Here is a 16560-nt window from a genome sequence, read left to right on the forward strand (position 1 = left end):
TCGGTCTGTTCGTGGTGCATCGATCACCAACTTCTCCGCTCAGTCAGTATTCGCAACGCTCCAAACGTTGCTTTCAGACCGGCCAGATGCGATTTCATGTCCCAAATACCGAGGTGAATAATCCAGGCTCCTTTAGTTGAATTTGTGACCATCACTCCTTTTTGAATTGCGATTGTTTTGCCACGGTCAATCGCGACCAAGTGGGTTAATCGAAAAACAGTTCTTCCGCTGGTGCAGCGAAGACCGGCCAGCCTGATTCTTCGGCAGTTTGATAAAGCAGTCGGCGCAGCTCACCGTAGTTCAAGGCGCGCCCATCGCGGCCAATCAAAGCCGCCGGGTGTTCTTGTTGCTGGTGCCGCCAAGCGATGTAGTCTTGTGCCGTGAAGCCAAAACTGTTCATGTCGCAGATACGGCGGTACTTCTTGTGCTCAACGACGCCGACTAGCGCGGCCTTGTAGACGTAGACGTTCAGCACGCAGTCTTTGAACGCCTTGCCTCGCAGCGGGTGGGAAGCCAGCACGTCATTGACCAAACATGTCACCTCCTAGTTCCTCGCTGCCAACAGTCTGTTGCTCAATCAGCTTGAGATGCTTGTCGGTCAGCTCGGCGTCCTTGATCATGAGCTGTAAGTCAGTAGTGCCGAAGTAGTTGTCAATTTCCTTGATAACCTTGAGCGTGGGCATGACTTGTTTTTGGAGCCATGCCTTGGTCTTGTTCAGGTCAAAGGGCTGGGGCGCCGTGGTCAGGCGGATCGGCTGGCGTCCTTTGCCAAGAAAGTATGCCCAACGTTCGTTAAGCGGCCACTTGAGACGGCTTTTGTCCGGGACTTCATCCACGAAGCGCATATAGCGGGTGATGATACCGAACGCAACCTTTTCAGCGTCGCGGGTAATCAGCATGTTCTCAATCGCTTTGATAGCCCGCTCGTTTTTCAAGCGAATTTCAAAGCGGTTGATAATCGGGGTATCGGCAAGCGAGATGCCACGCTTGGCAGCTTGTTCAGCGGCTTTTTCGTAGATGCAGAAATACACGTCGCTTTTCATTGTGCCGACGTAAAGCGTATTGCCTCGGCCAGCCTCGTCGAGATCCACGAGTTTGCCTGATTGCAGCCCTTGGAATGATCGCATGACAGAGATGCATTCGTTGTTCAGGCACTTATCGACCAGCTCCGGAATACTTAGCAGGCCAACCATGTCGTTAATCGCAATATCGACCCGCTTGAAGATGCCGCCAGCTTCATCGACTCGAAGAAAGTAGTCGTACCAGTTTTCACCGTGGCTAAGGAGAATACCTTCAAACTCTCTGCAGCCTTGGCCTTTCATCTCAACCAATGTGCCGAGGTTGGAGCCAGCCGGTGCCACCATGACCTGAATGTTAGAGAAGATATACATGGCTGAATAACCGTAGAAGCCGTGTTCCTCAAATATCAGGTGTTCGGGTGTCAGACCGAGAATCTTCGTGATCACGGACTTGGCGTCATGGGTGGAGAATCGCACGCGCATGTAGTCAAACATCAGCGTCAATTCCGGTTCATCGTTCCAGTTCTTTAGCAGCCGGTCGATTTCCATTTGTAGCGACGCACTAGGGTTAGTCCGGCCACTTTCAATTTGGCTGAAATGATGCGAGGTCACGCCTAACCGGCGGGCAACCTGTACTTGGGTCAGTCCCAGTCTTTTTCGGCGTGATCTGACTGTATCTGTCCATTCTTCCATGTACGAATGGCTCACTCCTTTCTTGATAAATAAAAATTATGGATTGGAGGTACCATCCACAATTTGCTAATTTTCGTATGAACGCCGTCATATCAACCTTTCTACCCCGTGTTCAGGCACAGACGTTGTATTTAATACCCCCCTGTTAGAGTACTGGGGGTAAGCGGTCGGCTGGCGCCGACCGCTGCCACTCACGCTTGCGGCTTTCGCGCTGCACGCCGCGCGTGGCGGCAGGGTGCAGCCTTGCTGAACAGATTGGGTAGTCATTGAGTTGCTCCTTTCAAAGGCTTTGTTTTGGTGACGGCATGAAGCTGATTAGTAATGGTGCGCCCAGTCATGGTAAGTGAGAACCATGCTGTCGCCAGAAATATCGGCCGTGAACCAGAAGTATACGGGTTTGCCCGATACGGTACGGTCAGCGGTAAGCTCCAGCCAGTGATCGCCATCTTCCCACGGCTCGATGTAATCGCAAAGTTCCATCAAGGCGTCTTCGGAATCACTCATTGTTCCAGATTTGATTGTATTGGCGTAGTCTTCTGTAAACTGCATCTTGTTTCTAAACTGTGGTGTAATCATTCTTCATCACCTTCATCTGTGACGTTGGTGTAAGTCATGGTCAAGCCACCGTCGTCGCCAGTAGTGACGTTGAACCAAAAGCGCTTCGGAAGGCGATCAACGGTCAGGCCGCCGGGAGCACCCATCCAGATTCGTGAATCTGGGTACTTGTGGGCGTGCATTGCCATCCATTCGAGTTGGTCTTCCGCGTCTTCGTCAGACTGGAAAGGCACGTTCTCGTGAAAGTCGTTGAGGAATTGCGCGCGGTTTTCGATTTTGACATCAGTGCTCATTTGGCACCTCCTGTTCTGTTGGGGTTGCGGGTACGGTATTGGCTGCGGCGCCAATTTCGGTGAGGAAATCATAGCCGCGCGGTACTAGTGGTGTGTAAAATTCAGAAATCACGCTACCGCCAGTGTCCACATAGCCGCGGCCTTTAACTGGTTTTTGAAAGAAGTCTTTGTTGGTTTCGCCGAACATCATGGAATAGCCCAGCTCACTCATGCGCCCAAGCGCCACGCGAAACATAAACTGATCTCTTATCCCGTCGCCCAAATACTTTGCGTCAGGCCGTTGGCAAGCCAATACGAGAAAGAAGCCAGCTTGACGGCCAAGCATGACGATCTGTTTGAGCTTGGACATCACTTGCATGGCATCGCGCCCCAAGGCGTCCATAAAAGCGACGTATTCGTCAAAAATCAGGAAGTGAGCTGGTAAGCCGAGATAGGCGTAGTTTTCACCCGTCTTGTAGCCGGGCATCTGCTTCATCTCGTCATTGCGGCGCATCATTTCTTGGTAGAAGGTTTCCACTGCGCCGAGCATGGCTTCCTTCTTGGAATAGACCCCCGGCATCACGTCAGCTAAGTCGGCGAGGTCAGCATTTTTCGGGTCAAGAATGGTGAGCTGGGCACCGTCTTTCAGTAGTGCTTCAATCAGCGTCAAAATAAAGTAGGTCTTACCACCACCCGTACCACCAGCGATCAGCATGTGGGGTAGCGCGTCATAGTGCCAAGCCACAGTTTCCATGAGCTGCACGGAGCCATGCTCACAAGTGACGTCAGCGATGGTGATACGCTTGCCAATGGTGTCGTAAAGCAAGGTGTACTCGACATAAGAATCGTGCAGGATCTTGTCAACCAGTTCACAGTACAGACCAGCCTCTAACTTCTTCTCCAAGTGCAGGAGCTGGTCTTGATAGGAAGACATGACGATCTCAACGGAAACGTGGATCAGCCCGTCTTTGAGCCGATAGTATATTTTGGGAAAGTGCGAAATCTTCTCTTTGGTGCGCGTTGAGCCTAAGTCCTTGAAGAAACTCTCGCTGTTGGACTGGTCAGTTTGGTACCACTTGTTCTCCATGATCATGCGGGCGAGCTTTTGACGATGTTCCATCTGCTTGTAGGAATCCGCAAACCAAGTTCGGATAGCCCACAGACCAGCACCAAAGAGTAGTGCCGTGCATAAACTGTTGATAATCAGCGGTATCCATGACCAAGGCAGTGCCGCCACGTCCGGCCAACTTAAGAATTTCCAGTTGATTTGTTTTAGCAGCGGCCAATAGGCAATGGAAGCCCCAGTTACCCACAAGCAAATCACAACGGTCATAGCCGTGTTGTAGAGCAGGTTGCGTTGACGGGGATAGACACGAACACCGCGATAAGTCCAAATGTTCTTAAACATAGACATTTACGAACTGAAAAGCTACACCGTTGATTATTGGCTCAAGCGAAAAGTAAAAGCGAGCATCGTGCCGGTGATGACGGACATCTTCGGCAGGCATTGTAAGAACAAACCCATTTCCACGGTATAATTGACACTCTGAAATTTCATGTAGCAGATAACCCAATGGCCCCCCCTTAGTAAGCCTAGTACAAGCCTTTTGAAGAATAACAGAGTTGTAAGCATTCAAGAAGACGTCCACGTTTTCAAAACGAATCCCTTGCAACGGTCGTCTTGGAGCAACCCACGGTTCGTACTTGACGGTTATACGATGACGACTTTCATGTAGCGAGAACAAAAAGAGTTCGTCGTTGCCATGAATTGTAAATTCGGCATCGCGCTTTTCTTTAACAAACGGTTGACCAGAACGAAGTGCACGCTTTGCCCGACAAAACAGGCTTGTAATAAGGCGTTCTTCACGAGGAGAATATCGGCCAGCCGTTCCGTAATACTGATTCAGAAATTCGTAAAGACCAATCATCTCTATTTGCTGCATACTGCTCTCCCTTCACAGGTCTTCTACTAGACAGTCGCAGCCAATCACCAAACCCAACGCGCTATGGTCAACGTTAAACTCAAAGCGTGCACCGTGAGCAAAAGCGACTTTGTTCTCACACAGATCTCGTTGCAAAATCAGACAGCAGGTGTTCATGCCCTGTTCAATACCTTCATTTGCGGATTCAATCAGCCCTAGAATAATTTCACCGGGTTCTGGCGCGCCACCAACAAAGTCGGCGTTGAGATCATAGGTGCCGAGAAAGTTGTTCAAACCGATCAGGGTTACTTGGTCATTCATAGAAATTCTCCTTTGGGCGTTATTTGACGCCAATATATTTAATAGATGGTTGTTGGTCTTCAGTGTCGATGTTGAAACTGAACTCTTTGGATTCATGATCGCGGGTACATTCGCCGTCTACCCAAATAGAAAACGGTTCGCCAGCAGTTGCCTGTTCAGCAGCCATCAGTACCATGTTGACCAAAGCGTCTGGGCTAGGATCGTGAAAGTCAGGGTCAACTAGTGCGGGATAGTCTTCCAAAAAGCCGTCAATGCTTAGTGCTTGTGCCATGTCATCAGTCCTTTCATTCATCGCTGACGCCCAGATACGAGAGCCGCAAGCCATCCTCACCTTGGTATAAAGTGAACGAGAACAGCTTATTCATGCCGTCGTTGGTCTGTTCGCTGTCGATATGCAGGTGTTGGTAGGATTCAGGGCTTTCTTCCATGAGTTCCACCATGTCTTGCAGGATCTCGTCTGGGTCAAGGCGGTAGTCGTTGTCGATTTCTTCGTTATAGTCGTCGATGAACACTTCACGACCAACTACGGTCAGGGTGGAAGTCATCATCTGTGATCAACTCCTTTCGTTAGTGGGAAGCAACCGCCGCAGCGGGCGGTGCACGTGAGGAGTCGGGCAATAAGCTATTTCTTGTCATTGTTGTTTGGCTTCTCCTGCGGCTTGACCGGTGCGGTGGCAATCACGAGATCCTTGGCCTTCATGTACCACGAGGTTTCAACACGATTGAAATTCGCGTTTGCCACAGTGTCGATCACTGGGTCAACCAAGGTCACAATCTGGTTGTACTTGAAGTCTTTGACCCCAGCGTCTGCCGGAATTGAAACTTGAATCATCATTCCTTGTTTCATGGACTTCAAGTCATAGGTGCGTTCCTTCACGTCGTCGGTACGGTTGCCGTCTTCGTCTTGGACGAAGCGTTCACGACGCTGGCCGGAGAATTTCAAGACGCCAAAGGTTTCTTCTAAGTCGATAACGATGCCTTCTGCTAATCGCATGTGGGTTCCTCTTTTCTTTTATTTGACTGGGACAATATCGTCGGCATTGCAGATATAGCGAACAAAGGCTTGTTCACCAATCCGGTAGCCAACAGTTGCAATGCGCGGTTTGATGATAGTGACCGGTGCATCAACTTCAATGCTTTCGGCCTTGTCACCTTTCTTTGCCGGAATGGTGATTTCAATGTTGTCGGTGCGCTGCAAGTCGGAGAACAACTCGTAAGTGCGGGAGACAACCTTGCGATTGTCGCGATCACCTTCTGACAGCTCGCGCTTGAGCGAACCGAAGTACAGGTGGCCGAACGTCTTTTCAATGTTTGGTGCAACAAATTTGAGTTCCATGTTGTGCCTTCCTTTCGTATTCAAAAAGCCGGGTAGTGGGGCTACTCGGCTGTGGCTTGGTGATAGTATTCGGATAATTGTTGAAGTAGATAATCGTAAAACGACTTGGAGATTGGGTGAACGGTGCGCCCATCAGCGTATCGCGGAAACTGGATATACCAGCGATACTGACCTTCGATGAGCTTCACGTTTTTCAAGATGAGTACATGATCCAGTACGATGTCGCCTTGGAGTAGCACATCGTCGCTGGGATCGGGGTACATACTGATAGAAGAAATGCGCATGTTACTTGCCGTCTTTCTTCTTGGCACCACCGATCACAACCATTGCAGCGAGGACGCCGAGCAGCAGCACTACACCGATGACGATGAGCCAGCCGGACGTCACGTTACCGGTTTGTGGGAGGCCAGGCTTAGGCGTCTGCTTGTCGGTCATGACGGCCTTCACGATTTCACCATCCTTAGTGATCTCGAACGGCACGAGGGCTTCGCTAATTTCGTAGCCCTTTGGTGCGTCATATTCTTGGAAGCTGTACTTACCAGCAGGCAGATTGCCAAAGGAGAAGACCCCGTTCTTGTCAGTGCGACCAGATACAACCGTCTTGCCGTTTTCGTCCAGAATGCGGATGCCGGTGTTTGGCAGCCGCTTTCCGGTGGAAACGTCGGTCTTGGTCAGTTCGCCCGTGCCCTTGATCAAGTTGTTGGTCAGTTCAAAGGCAATCGCGGGTTCCTTAGCGTTAGCTTTGGTCTCGCCAATCTGCTTGTCCTTGCTATCAAAGACCGTCACGCCATCCTTGGTAGACACGAGTTTGAGAGTTTCCTTCGATAAGACAAGGTTGGTGGCAGAAGGCTTGGATTCACGGAGATAGAAGGTGCCAACTGATAGGTGCTTGATGGAACCGGTGGAATCCTTACCGACAGTGATCGTCTGAATGACCTTCTTGTCAGCGTCGAGCAATTCAAAAACCGCGCCAGCTGCGTTACCGGTCATGGCGTAGGAGTAACCTTTGCCCGACACCAGCGTGGCAACTTCATTGATCTTCTTGAATGACAGTTCATTTTCGTGGAGCTTGTTGTCGATTACCTTGCCGTCATTGAGGTCAATGTGTTTGATTTTCTCATTGTCGGTGGTGTGGAAATGGAAGCCGTACATAGTCGTGTTCAAGTCGTGTTTCTCACCAGCATCAAGTTCCTTGACGTAGTAGTAGCCTTCTGGCAACTGGATCGCGCCAAATTCAGCCTTACTGTCTTTGACCGTTGTGGTGGCGACGAGTGATTCAGAAGGAATCACAGTGTCGCCGATCTTGGTTTCGCCTTGAGTGAACAAGCCGAAGACCTGACCGTTGGCGGCGATGTTCTTGATAACGGGGAGGTTGTCCTTCCAACCGGTGATGCTTTCTTCTTGCTTGTTAAGTGTAATGTCGAGCTGCTGGAAGTCGTTTTTGGCTTCAAGTGAGGTGGAGGTCAGCGTCACTTCTTGCCCGGCATACTTGAGTTCAAAAGCAATCGGATCGGTGTTCATGATGAACCCGTTTGGTGCAGAGATTTCAGTTGCCGTGTACTTGCCAAGATAGAGTTCTGGGGTCTGAATCTGACCTTGAGCGTCAGTGGCGCCGGTAGCAACCACGTCACCATTGTGGGCACGAACGGTGCCGTCGGCGGTCGTGATATCTTCGGCTGCTTTGAACTCGAACTTCGCACCAGCGAGAGCGGTGTAGTCGTAGCGGTACTTATACTGATCGCCATATTCAGTTTCAACTTTTTCGACGGCGACTGGGGTAGCCCCGGTCTTGGTCAAGGTGGCGACACCCTTTTGGGAGAGGTCCGCGAACTTAATGACCACGATGCCGTCCTTGTGGCTCCCGTCGATGGTGAACTTGGCTGATTCCTTCGCCAGTACATAGCCTTCTGGAGCTTGAACTTCTTCTAGCTGGTACTTGCCGTAGCCAAGCGCTTCGGCGGTGATCAACTCACCGCTGTTATCGGTCACAAACTTATCAGTCGTGCCGGTCTTATCGGCAGTTGGTTGGACTTCGTATTTGTTGGTTTGCAAATTTTTAACACGGAAGATTGCGCCAGCACGCAGCACGGTCTTCCCGGTTTCGGTATCAACCTTGACCACCCGCAACTTTTCTTCAATAACCTTGTTTTCAATCGTGTAATGCTGGGACTTCTGGGTGCCGTCAACAGTAACCGTGAACGGCTTGATTCCGTTGTAGCCCGTTGGGGTCTTAGTTTCAGCTACGGTGTAGGTATCGTAAGGCAGATCCGCGAATTTCACGTATCCTTGGGCATCGGTGAGGCCAGTGCGAACGACCTTGCCGGTAGTCTTGCTGGTGACGATGAACCGGGTGTCCTTGAGCATGACCGGCTTAGTGCCTTTGCCTTGCGTTGACCAGTCGTAGTTCCCGTACTTGAGCAAATCAAGGTCGCCAGTGATGACCTGTTCCTTGACCGTCGTAGTAGCGGCAGCAGTCGTGACGTTCTGACCAGCGTAAGCCAACTTGAAGGCGTGCTTTTGTGGATCAAGCATGTAGCCAGTTGGCGCCTTAACTTCCTGCCAGTAATAATCGTCCAGTTCCAAACCGGAAACGGACGCAGTATTGTTTGCAATCGTCACTGACTTCACGAGCTTGTCGTCAGCTGCACGGTGGAGTTCGTAGACAGCACCGTTAAGGCTGGCAGCACCTTGTGGCTGCTTAACCGTAACGGTGTCAACTTTTTCGATAGTGGCAGTGCCGCGTTGCTCTTGATCGGTCGTATCGACGTGAGCAGTAGTGACCGCGACAGTTTGACCAGCATATTTCAATTCAAATGGTAGCTTAGCCGTATTCAGAACGTAGCCAGCAGGGGCTTTTTCTTCCAGTGCGTAGTAGCTACCGAGCTTGAGGTTTTGCAAGGTGCCTTTGCCATTGCCGTCAGTAGTGATCGCGCCAACCCGTGTACCGGTGCTGGTATAAATCCCGTAAACTGCGCCGTTCAGTGAGTAGTAGGCATTGAACAGGTCGCTGCCAAACTCTTTGCCGATTTTGGCAAGGGTCACGTTACCGAGTTGTTCTTTGTTGCCGAGAACGACTTCAATGGTCTTGTTGGGTTCGATGGTGACTTCCTTGAGTTCACCCTTGTTGACGTACCCGTTAGGAGCAGTGACTTCCGAGACGGTAACCTTGGTGCCGGCCTTCAAGTCATTCAAGGCAGCATAGCCGTCAGCACCGGTTGTGACTTCTTTGGTAGTGTCGTTGTATGCGAACTTGAGTTTCGCCCCGGGCAATGCCTTGTTGGTGTCGGCGTCAACCTTCTTGGCCCTCACGTTACCATTCAAGTTGACTTTGATTGGCAGGCTAAATTCTCCATTGTTGGAGAGCTTGAAGTTGACAATCTTTTGTTGTGAGCCTTTCGTGTAGACGAAAGAGGTGCCCACGTCAGCAGCTTTGGCAATCGCATAAGCCACCTTGCCAGATTCCTTCGACTGGGCGGTAGCCGTTAACGTGAGCGTATTGCCAGACTTCGTAATCTTGAGGTTCGCGGTGTTCGCCGTTTGCTGGGCGAAAGCTGCGAGCCGTCCGTTAGTATCAGTCAAGGTGATTGAATCGCCAACGGCAAGCGTAATCTGTTTGCCGTTAAACGACGGTTTGCGATCATGCGCAGCGACCTTATCAAGAATCGCCTTTTTTTCAGACTGATAGGATTTATTTGTCGTCGTCAGCAACGAATCGCCGAGTGTTTCCCAAATAATCATCTGGGTCACGGCGTAGTTGCGGTTGGTTGGGTTCTGATGGTAGCCATAGTATGCAATCTTGGCTAGTTGATCCTTCTTAGCATCGGAGTAGGTGCTGGGGTTGTAGCCGGAGCCGCTCATATCGAGATCGACCCCGTGCTCCACACAGAAGGCAACTTTACCGTCCACTTTCTTCATCCAGATACCGTTTTCTGTCCAATGCAAACCATTGAACAGATGCAAGTGCCAAGTGTTAGTCCAGTCAGCGACCTTAGTGTTGGTCATGCTGGCGGCAATCGCCATTGAAGCCGGGATAAAGAGTTGGACGAAGAGCGAGAGTAACGCAACGATCACTGCGGATCGTCGAACCTTGTTAATCAATATTTTGTCCTCCAAATTTTTTGACAAAAAAAGACAACCGTAGTTGAACGATTGTCCCAAGGTGAAATATGAAATTTTCCCTGCTCCTGTTGGCTATAAAAACTAGACCAATAAAAATGGCCGTCACTGGGTGGGTGGCGGCCAAGGAGTAAGGGTTGAGCCAGACGTGGCACATAAGCGGCACATCTGACTGACTTTTTCGTCCTTCAACGCTTTTCTATGAAGCTAGAAATGCCCGTTTAGAGAGTTTCTTGCTCCAAACGTTTAAGGACTATTACTTTGGAGGAGTGAATGCCTAGCGGTGCGGGGACACCGCTAAGCGGTAATGAAAAAGTGGGGTGGTCGAGCGATTGCTCGCTCTTGTAGAAGCAAGGAATAGCTCGTTTCTATATTGACTACAATACAGGCAAGTTGTGGTGAAAGTGTGAAGTTGGCGTGAGGCTTCTGTGCATTAATGAATCTTGACAGCAATATCAGCGAAGGCTTAAATGGAAAAGGTAATGATTATTGTTGTCGGCATCGGGTGGGGCTGACACCGGCAAGGGTGAGGGGAAAATGACAATGAAAATCAGTAAGTGGCTGTTGCCGGCGATGCTTGTCGCGATCGGGATTGGAACGACCGCGTGTGGCGGCCAGGTGCAAGGGCCAAAAGACAAGGCGCAAAGTAGCCAACAGTCAGTGACTAAGAAATCAAGCTCGAAGCTTTTGTCAGAATCGTCGAGTAGTGAAGCCGAAAGTAGCAAAGCTTCCAGTAGTAGCCAGAGCCAGACGACCCGCCAGCCAACCGTCACTGAACAGTTGGCGTTGGTGTTGTTGGCATCAGGTTCTAGTAGTTATACAACGAGCGGCAGTGACCTGCTGGCACAAGACGCGCATGAGACGGCGACGTCATCGCCGCAAGAGGTAGATGATAAGCCCGGTAGCGTGAGTGTTTATGCGTTAAGCATCCAGCAAGATGACAAGATACCTTTTATCATGATCGATGGTGATCAGGCCTACCTGTTTTCTACGCAAAGCCCGGAACCCTATGATGGGATACGTGCCAACGCGCTACACGTCGATCTGGCGTCTGCTTGGCAGAAGCTGGCAAGTTCAGCGGATCTGGCCAGCGTGGCGAGCAGGCTCACGGTTAAGCAAGCCAGTTCAGACGCAAGTAGCCAAGCGGATGATACGATCATCCAGGCGCTTGAGCGCGTCTCGGGGACGGCAACTGAGGATCCGTCTACCGTTTCGGGACAGGGGAAGCAGACTTCAGATTTTTATCGCCCAGGTTCTCAAAGTGAAAGCCCGTGGTTCTGGACCACGGCCTATGTTGACGGTAGCGATGGCGGATATAATGTGATGCTAGATAAAATCACGAATCAAGGCGGTGACGGCACCGGCGGTCAAATTTTGGTTGCTCATGGTTATGAAGATACGACTGATACTGACTTCAACTTGACGATCGATATCATCAACGGGCATACCTACACCTTGAAGTCCAGCGAGCTGAATTACTATGGGAAGTTCAACCATTAGGAAGCGGGCCATGAAGCAATTATGGATCGTAGGCGTCATGGTGCTGGCGGGATGTGGGCAAAAGGCGGTGTCATAACCGTCGTCCTTGTCTTCAGCGGCATCAAGCAAACAGGTCACCTATACCAAAGAGGAATATGCGATGGCGGCATTTGCCCAGTCTAAGGGTGGCGAAGCGATCGCAACGTCGCAGTTGCGCGTGCAACAACGCGGTGACGATTGGTTCATTGGTGATCAAAGCAGCGACACCCAAGGGCAGACGATCACGGTGGCGGCCAAGCAGGTGCAAACTGTCGATGGCGACGGGGCGAAGCTGAGTTATTCTAAGGCAGAACTGCAGCCGCTGCTGAAAAAACACCACCTGACCTATGACGCAGATCTCAAACAAGGCAAGTCGCAGGAAGAAACGGCGCGAGCTTCTGTTCAATCGTCGTCTTCAGCGTCTAGCGAGACGACGGCAAGTTCCGCCAGTTCGCCAGCGACCAGCAATGGCGTCGATATGCAGAATCTTACCACTGCACAGGTTAAGGACTGGATCATGCGTAACATCGCCCAGTACGCGCCAGATGCTTATGACATCGGGAACAACGCAGATCCGAATATCTTCGGCTGGCAGATCAGCAAAGACGACCAAGGTCAGCTGGTGGTTTCTTTGGCAGAAGATCACGAGTACGTCAACTACCACCGAATAAATTCAGTGGCTTGCAATTCGCGTGTCATTGACATAGTGGTCAAACACCTTCCAGGCTCCCACTGTATTGCGACTGCATCGTCGGGCAGTTGACAATGCCCGTCAATTATCAGGTTTACCTGACAACTTCTTTTGTAAAGTGTGGATGGTTGTTACCAGCCACGTACCGCTGACCCAGAGTCACTAAGTTCATTGCCGCAATCCGGTCGTCGTTACTTTGGTAACCACACGCGGCACAGCGATATTCATGGTGCTGGCGATCACGCTGGGTCTTATCGATTCGTCCACACTTTGCGCACCGCTGACTGGTATATCGAGCTGAGACGGTAATAACTTCGTGACCCGCTAAAACCGCTTTGTAGCGAAGGTCTTGTTCCAGTTCGAAGAAAGCCCAAGAATGAAGTTCTCGTTGCGCTTGTGCTTGGCGTCTGGATTGTTGACGAACACCTGTGAGGTCTTCGACAACAAATAATGTCTTAGATGCTGCCTTTGAGACGAGTGTCTTTGATAAGCAATGATTGACATCACTCATCCAGCGGTTCTCTCGTCCTGAAAGTCGGCCTAGGCGTCGTTTAGCAGATTTTGTGTGCTTGCGTTGCAGTTGTTGACGGAGGCGGTCGTACTTGGCCCGCTTGTTCGCAATTGCCTTGCCAGAAACAAAATTCGTTCGGCCAGCAGTTTCATGGGTGACCAGCACAAAGCGTAAGCCACGATCGATGCCAACGATGTCTTGAAACTGCAGGCGGTCAATATCAGGGAGTTCCTTGATGGCCGCAATATGCAAGAAATAATGGCCACCAGTGGGCACCACTGTCGCTGTACCAAGTTGCCAGTCAGGCGTCAAGTACTGTTCAAAGCCCTGCACATGCGGTGTGATACGCACGCGTTTAGCCAAGGTGTTAAGCGACAGGCGACCGTCTTTCAACCACGACCAGTCCCGGTTGCGCACTAACTTGAGTTGCGGCTTACGGTACTGTAATGGCCGCCGCAACCAAGTGAGGTCTCGTGGACAACGCGTCCATTGGCCAGTATAGCGATCCCGAAAAGCGTATGGATCGTTTCTCATCTGAGTCTGTACGGTCTTGTAGTTGCCAACAACGTGCCGGATCGCAGACTGTGCCATCTGAGCTTTCAACCCAAACTCTGCGCGCAATTGGTGATACAGTGCCTGATTCAAGGCATCTTGATCAAGGACAAATTCGTGGTCGAAGACGTACTGCGACACCAATTGGCAACCCAATGCAAACTGGTTCATCGTTTCTTGTAACAACAGCGCATCCTCTGCAGTGAGTGTCATGCGCAGCTTTAGGGTGACGGCTTGTTTCATGGCTATCCCTCCACAGAAATTATACCAAACGTGTGTTCCTATGTAAAGATACCAAGCTAACAAAGGAGAAGCAGGTACAGGACGGCATTCCTCCCCTGATTAAAATCAGAGGTTTCCTGCTAAAACACTATCAATGAATGACCACTATGGTGCCAATGATGACACGAGTGTTGCCCCGGCGGTCGCTGAATTCACCATCACCAGCGACGGTGAGCTCACCGTGAAGCCTTTTGGCACGGTCGGCATGGCGATGTACCAAGCCATCACCGGCGACGATGCCCCAAGCGGAAGTGATGAGCAGGCGACTGTCGCCAGCAACTTCGATGAGTAAGCAAAAGGCGGTGAACCCCATGTCGGAATTCACCGCCTTTTTGGTAACTCATGCGCGGTTCAAGTAGCGTTTCAGGAATTCTTGGGTGACGGCTTGCGTCGGGTGGTCGAAGATTTGTTCCGGTGAGCCGGCTTCTGCGATGACGCCTTGGTTCATGAAGACGACCCGATCGGAGACGTCTTTGGCAAATTCCATTTCGTGGGTAACCACGATCATCGTCAGGCCGGTGTCGGCCAGCGCCTTCATCGCGTTGAGGACGTCATCGACCATTTCCGGGTCGAGCGCCGAGGTCGGTTCGTCAAACAGCAAGACTTCCGGATCCATCGCTTCAGCACGGGCGATGGCGACACGTTGCTTTTGCCCACCGGAAAGCTGGTCGGGCTTGGCGTTGATGAACGGGTCCATGCCGACTTGGTGGAGCAACTCCATCGCGTGGGTCTTGGCATCTTGCGCGTTGCGGCGCAAGACGGTGGTTTGTGGCGTGACGACGTTGTCGAGCACGGTCAGATTGTTGAACAGGTTGAACTGCTGGAACACCATGCCAACGGCGGCACGGTAATGCGGCAGGTCGAAATTTTGCCCCAAGATGCTTTTGCCGTGGAAAAGGATGTCCCCGCCGGTCGGCTCTTCCAGCAGGTTGATGTTGCGCAACAAAGTCGACTTCCCGGAACCGGAGCGGCCGATGATGGAAACCACTTCGCCGGGATTGACGTCGAAGTTGATGTTGGTCAACACTTCATGGGTCCCGAAGGCTTTTTTGAGATTTTGTACTTGAATGATCGGTTCTGCCATGATTACTTCACCTCCGGCGTTTCAACTTGCATCTGGTTGTTCATGACGTTGTAGTTCTTCGGACCATCGATGTGGCGCTCGATTAAGCGGAACAGACGAGAGATCGTGAAGGTGAGCAACAGGTAGATGCCGCTGACGATCAGGTAGGTGTGGAAGAACTGGAAGTTTTGCCCGGCGACGGTTTCAGCAGAGAAGAACAGTTCGGAAACCGAGATGACCGACAGCACCGAGGTATCCTTGATGTTGACGATGAATTCGTTGGTGACCGCCGGCAAGGAGTTGCGCACCGCCTGTGGCAAAACGACTTTCATCATCGTCTGCAGGTGGGTGAAGCCCAAGGCGTGGGCGGCTTCGAACTGACCTTCATCCACGGAGATGATCCCGCCACGGATGATTTCAGAGATGTAAGCCCCGGTGTTGATCGACACGATCACTAAGGCCGCCATCGTTTTGTTCATGTTGATGCCAAAGGCCTGGGCGGCGCCGTAATACAACACGGCGGCCTGCACGATCATTGGCGTGCCTCGGAAGACTTCGATGTAGACGCTCAGCAGCCAGTTGATGAACCACTGGAGGCCACGCTTGCCTTTGGTCTTAGGCTTGGGAATGGTGCGGACGATGCCGACCAGCAAGCCGATGATGAAGCCGACGATCGTCCCGACTAAGGAGATCAACAGCGTCATGCCGGTGCCACGAAGCAACATCGGGCCGTATTGTTTCAAGATGCTGAGGAACCAGTTGCCTTGTTTGGAGGTGTCTGGCTGTACGGCGACGGCGGTGTTCATCAGCTTGTTGCGTTCCTTGGTCGAGATCTTGGCCAAGGTTGCGTTGATGGTGGCCTTGTCCGGATCGTTTTTGCGCAAGCCGATGGCGAGGTCGACGTCTTCCGGGCTGGTCTTGAAACCGTTAGCCTTGGAAAACTTCAGGTACTTCAGGTTCGGGTTAGCGTCTTGGGCAGTGATGCCTTCAGGAATTTCGGAGACATACCCGTCGATGGTGCCAGACTCCAATGCCACCCGCATTGCCGGGAAGTTGTTCATCGCTTCTTCTTTGACGACACCCTTCATCTGCTTGATGGCTTGATAATGGAAGGTCGACAGTTGCGCCGTGATCTTAGCGCCTTTGAAATCTTGAATGCTCTTCGCCTTGGCGAACTTGCTGTCGCGACGGACAACCACCGTCAGCTTCGAAGCATAGTAAGTATCGGTAAAGTCAATCGTCTTGCGGCGGTCAGGCGTTGGTGACATCCCGGCGATGATCGCGTCGATCTTGCCGGAAGTCAATGCAGGTGGGAGGCCATCCCAAGAGGTCTTGACCACGACCACCTTTTTGCCCAAGGCCTTGGCGACTTTCTTGGCCATCTGAACATCATAGCCGTTGGCGTAGTCGTGGGAGCCTTGAATTTTGACGGCGCCGTTAGCTGACGTCGACTGGGTCCAGTTGAACGGGGCGTACCCACATTCCATCCCGACTTTGAAGGTGCCGCTTGCCGAAACCGGCGTCGGCCGGCCGGCAACCGCCGCCGCTATCCCTATCATCATGGCTACCCCCAACAGGTAGTGCCACACTTTCTTCATAAGACATTGTCCTCCTTCGTGGTTTGGCGAGTGACGCGGTAAGGCGTCACGTTGCAATTGTTGTCGAGCTACGCGCTAAGTGCGCGTTGCTTCGCTCTTCACCGAAGGAAT

Annotated in this window: 19 protein-coding genes; 3 read left to right on the forward strand and 16 right to left on the reverse strand. The window is 51.5% G+C overall.

Going from position 1 to position 16560, the window contains the following annotated elements:
• Window positions 1–205: 205 nt before the first annotated feature.
• The 13 genes from ACYVRB_RS11850 to ACYVRB_RS11910 all read right to left on the reverse strand — a co-directional run bounded on the left by ACYVRB_RS11850 (window position 206) and on the right by ACYVRB_RS11910 (window position 10213).
• Window positions 206–532, reverse strand: a complete 327-nt coding sequence (locus ACYVRB_RS11850) for a hypothetical protein (protein WP_461215613.1) — start codon at window positions 530–532, stop codon at window positions 206–208.
• Window positions 522–1712 (reverse strand): replication initiation factor domain-containing protein, encoded by a 1191-nt coding sequence (locus ACYVRB_RS11855; protein ID WP_461215615.1) that lies wholly within the window; start codon window positions 1710–1712, stop codon window positions 522–524. Before ACYVRB_RS11855 ends, ACYVRB_RS11850 begins: the two co-directional genes overlap by 11 nt.
• A gap of 315 nt (window positions 1713–2027) precedes the next feature.
• A complete protein-coding gene (locus ACYVRB_RS11860) occupies window positions 2028–2288 on the reverse strand; it encodes a hypothetical protein (RefSeq protein WP_461215617.1) in 261 nt (86 codons plus the stop codon).
• Entirely contained in the window at window positions 2285–2560 is a 276-nt protein-coding gene (locus tag ACYVRB_RS11865) for a hypothetical protein (RefSeq protein WP_461215618.1), read from the reverse strand. The genes ACYVRB_RS11860 and ACYVRB_RS11865 overlap by 4 nt, the downstream gene beginning before the upstream one ends.
• On the reverse strand, window positions 2550–3947 hold the full coding sequence (locus tag ACYVRB_RS11870) for an FtsK/SpoIIIE domain-containing protein (protein WP_461215620.1): 1398 nt from the start codon (window positions 3945–3947) through the stop codon (window positions 2550–2552). The genes ACYVRB_RS11865 and ACYVRB_RS11870 overlap by 11 nt, the downstream gene beginning before the upstream one ends.
• On the reverse strand, window positions 3940–4482 hold the full coding sequence (locus tag ACYVRB_RS11875; protein ID WP_461215622.1) for a hypothetical protein: 543 nt from the start codon (window positions 4480–4482) through the stop codon (window positions 3940–3942). Before ACYVRB_RS11875 ends, ACYVRB_RS11870 begins: the two co-directional genes overlap by 8 nt.
• A 12-nt stretch (window positions 4483–4494) precedes the next feature.
• Window positions 4495–4782 (reverse strand): hypothetical protein, encoded by a 288-nt coding sequence (locus ACYVRB_RS11880; protein ID WP_461215624.1) that lies wholly within the window; start codon window positions 4780–4782, stop codon window positions 4495–4497.
• A gap of 19 nt (window positions 4783–4801) precedes the next feature.
• Window positions 4802–5053, reverse strand: a complete 252-nt coding sequence (locus tag ACYVRB_RS11885) for a hypothetical protein (protein ID WP_461215625.1) — start codon at window positions 5051–5053, stop codon at window positions 4802–4804.
• Between the two features lie 13 nt (window positions 5054–5066).
• On the reverse strand, window positions 5067–5330 hold the full coding sequence (locus ACYVRB_RS11890) for a hypothetical protein (RefSeq protein WP_260185180.1): 264 nt from the start codon (window positions 5328–5330) through the stop codon (window positions 5067–5069).
• A gap of 74 nt (window positions 5331–5404) precedes the next feature.
• Window positions 5405–5776, reverse strand: a complete 372-nt coding sequence (locus ACYVRB_RS11895; RefSeq protein ID WP_260185179.1) for a YdcP family protein — start codon at window positions 5774–5776, stop codon at window positions 5405–5407.
• Window positions 5777–5794: 18 nt separating this feature from the next.
• On the reverse strand, window positions 5795–6118 hold the full coding sequence (locus tag ACYVRB_RS11900; protein WP_003606404.1) for a DUF961 family protein: 324 nt from the start codon (window positions 6116–6118) through the stop codon (window positions 5795–5797).
• Between the two features lie 41 nt (window positions 6119–6159).
• A complete protein-coding gene (locus tag ACYVRB_RS11905) occupies window positions 6160–6402 on the reverse strand; it encodes a hypothetical protein (RefSeq protein WP_461215626.1) in 243 nt (80 codons plus the stop codon).
• 1 nt (window position 6403) lies between these two features.
• The gene (locus ACYVRB_RS11910; protein ID WP_461215647.1) at window positions 6404–10213 is read right to left on the reverse strand and encodes a SpaA isopeptide-forming pilin-related protein; all 3810 of its coding nucleotides are present in this window, start codon (window positions 10211–10213) and stop codon (window positions 6404–6406) included.
• A 564-nt stretch (window positions 10214–10777) separates the two neighbouring features.
• On the opposite strand from ACYVRB_RS11910, the gene ACYVRB_RS11915 reads away from it, so the two are divergent.
• Window positions 10778–11734 (forward strand): hypothetical protein, encoded by a 957-nt coding sequence (locus tag ACYVRB_RS11915; RefSeq protein ID WP_461215628.1) that lies wholly within the window; start codon window positions 10778–10780, stop codon window positions 11732–11734.
• A 139-nt stretch (window positions 11735–11873) separates the two neighbouring features.
• Window positions 11874–12515 carry a hypothetical protein gene (locus ACYVRB_RS11920; protein ID WP_461215629.1) on the forward strand — a complete coding sequence of 214 codons (642 nt, stop codon included), beginning with the start codon at window positions 11874–11876 and terminating at the stop codon, window positions 12513–12515.
• Window positions 12516–12537: 22 nt separating this feature from the next.
• Here ACYVRB_RS11920 and ACYVRB_RS11925 read toward each other — a convergent pair whose 3' ends face one another.
• A complete protein-coding gene (locus tag ACYVRB_RS11925; RefSeq protein ID WP_461215631.1) occupies window positions 12538–13749 on the reverse strand; it encodes an RNA-guided endonuclease InsQ/TnpB family protein in 1212 nt (403 codons plus the stop codon).
• A 133-nt stretch (window positions 13750–13882) separates the two neighbouring features.
• Here ACYVRB_RS11925 and ACYVRB_RS11930 point away from each other — a divergent pair, with 133 nt between their 5' ends.
• Window positions 13883–14080, forward strand: coding sequence for a hypothetical protein (locus ACYVRB_RS11930; RefSeq protein WP_461215632.1), 198 nt, complete (start codon window positions 13883–13885; stop codon window positions 14078–14080).
• A 48-nt stretch (window positions 14081–14128) separates the two neighbouring features.
• Here ACYVRB_RS11930 and ACYVRB_RS11935 read toward each other — a convergent pair whose 3' ends face one another.
• Both ACYVRB_RS11935 and ACYVRB_RS11940 read right to left on the reverse strand, forming a co-directional pair.
• The gene (locus tag ACYVRB_RS11935; protein WP_461215648.1) at window positions 14129–14875 is read right to left on the reverse strand and encodes an amino acid ABC transporter ATP-binding protein; all 747 of its coding nucleotides are present in this window, start codon (window positions 14873–14875) and stop codon (window positions 14129–14131) included.
• Window positions 14875–16449 carry an ABC transporter permease subunit gene (locus ACYVRB_RS11940; protein ID WP_461215633.1) on the reverse strand — a complete coding sequence of 525 codons (1575 nt, stop codon included), beginning with the start codon at window positions 16447–16449 and terminating at the stop codon, window positions 14875–14877. The genes ACYVRB_RS11935 and ACYVRB_RS11940 overlap by 1 nt, the downstream gene beginning before the upstream one ends.
• Window positions 16450–16560 lie beyond the last annotated feature (111 nt).

It is taken from the genome of Lacticaseibacillus boliensis (genome assembly GCF_054784775.1).

Excerpts from the sequence above, each read along its gene's own strand:
- ACYVRB_RS11880 (WP_461215624.1), bottom strand. The coding sequence starts at position 4,782 with ATGAATGACCAAGTAACCCTGATCGGTTTGAACAACTTTCTCGGCACC.
- ACYVRB_RS11925 (WP_461215631.1), bottom strand. The coding sequence starts at position 13,749 with ATGAAACAAGCCGTCACCCTAAAGCTGCGCATGACACTCACTGCAGAG.
- ACYVRB_RS11905 (WP_461215626.1), bottom strand. The coding sequence starts at position 6,402 with ATGCGCATTTCTTCTATCAGTATGTACCCCGATCCCAGCGACGATGTG.
- ACYVRB_RS11900 (WP_003606404.1), bottom strand. The coding sequence starts at position 6,118 with ATGGAACTCAAATTTGTTGCACCAAACATTGAAAAGACGTTCGGCCAC.
- ACYVRB_RS11930 (WP_461215632.1), top strand. The coding sequence starts at position 13,883 with ATGAATGACCACTATGGTGCCAATGATGACACGAGTGTTGCCCCGGCG.
- ACYVRB_RS11860 (WP_461215617.1), bottom strand. The coding sequence starts at position 2,288 with ATGATTACACCACAGTTTAGAAACAAGATGCAGTTTACAGAAGACTAC.
- ACYVRB_RS11895 (WP_260185179.1), bottom strand. The coding sequence starts at position 5,776 with ATGCGATTAGCAGAAGGCATCGTTATCGACTTAGAAGAAACCTTTGGC.
- ACYVRB_RS11915 (WP_461215628.1), top strand. The coding sequence starts at position 10,778 with ATGAAAATCAGTAAGTGGCTGTTGCCGGCGATGCTTGTCGCGATCGGG.
- ACYVRB_RS11890 (WP_260185180.1), bottom strand. The coding sequence starts at position 5,330 with ATGATGACTTCCACCCTGACCGTAGTTGGTCGTGAAGTGTTCATCGAC.
- ACYVRB_RS11920 (WP_461215629.1), top strand. The coding sequence starts at position 11,874 with ATGGCGGCATTTGCCCAGTCTAAGGGTGGCGAAGCGATCGCAACGTCG.
- ACYVRB_RS11940 (WP_461215633.1), bottom strand. The coding sequence starts at position 16,449 with ATGAAGAAAGTGTGGCACTACCTGTTGGGGGTAGCCATGATGATAGGG.
- ACYVRB_RS11875 (WP_461215622.1), bottom strand. The coding sequence starts at position 4,482 with ATGCAGCAAATAGAGATGATTGGTCTTTACGAATTTCTGAATCAGTAT.
- ACYVRB_RS11885 (WP_461215625.1), bottom strand. The coding sequence starts at position 5,053 with ATGGCACAAGCACTAAGCATTGACGGCTTTTTGGAAGACTATCCCGCA.
- ACYVRB_RS11855 (WP_461215615.1), bottom strand. The coding sequence starts at position 1,712 with ATGGAAGAATGGACAGATACAGTCAGATCACGCCGAAAAAGACTGGGA.
- ACYVRB_RS11870 (WP_461215620.1), bottom strand. The coding sequence starts at position 3,947 with ATGTTTAAGAACATTTGGACTTATCGCGGTGTTCGTGTCTATCCCCGT.
- ACYVRB_RS11865 (WP_461215618.1), bottom strand. The coding sequence starts at position 2,560 with ATGAGCACTGATGTCAAAATCGAAAACCGCGCGCAATTCCTCAACGAC.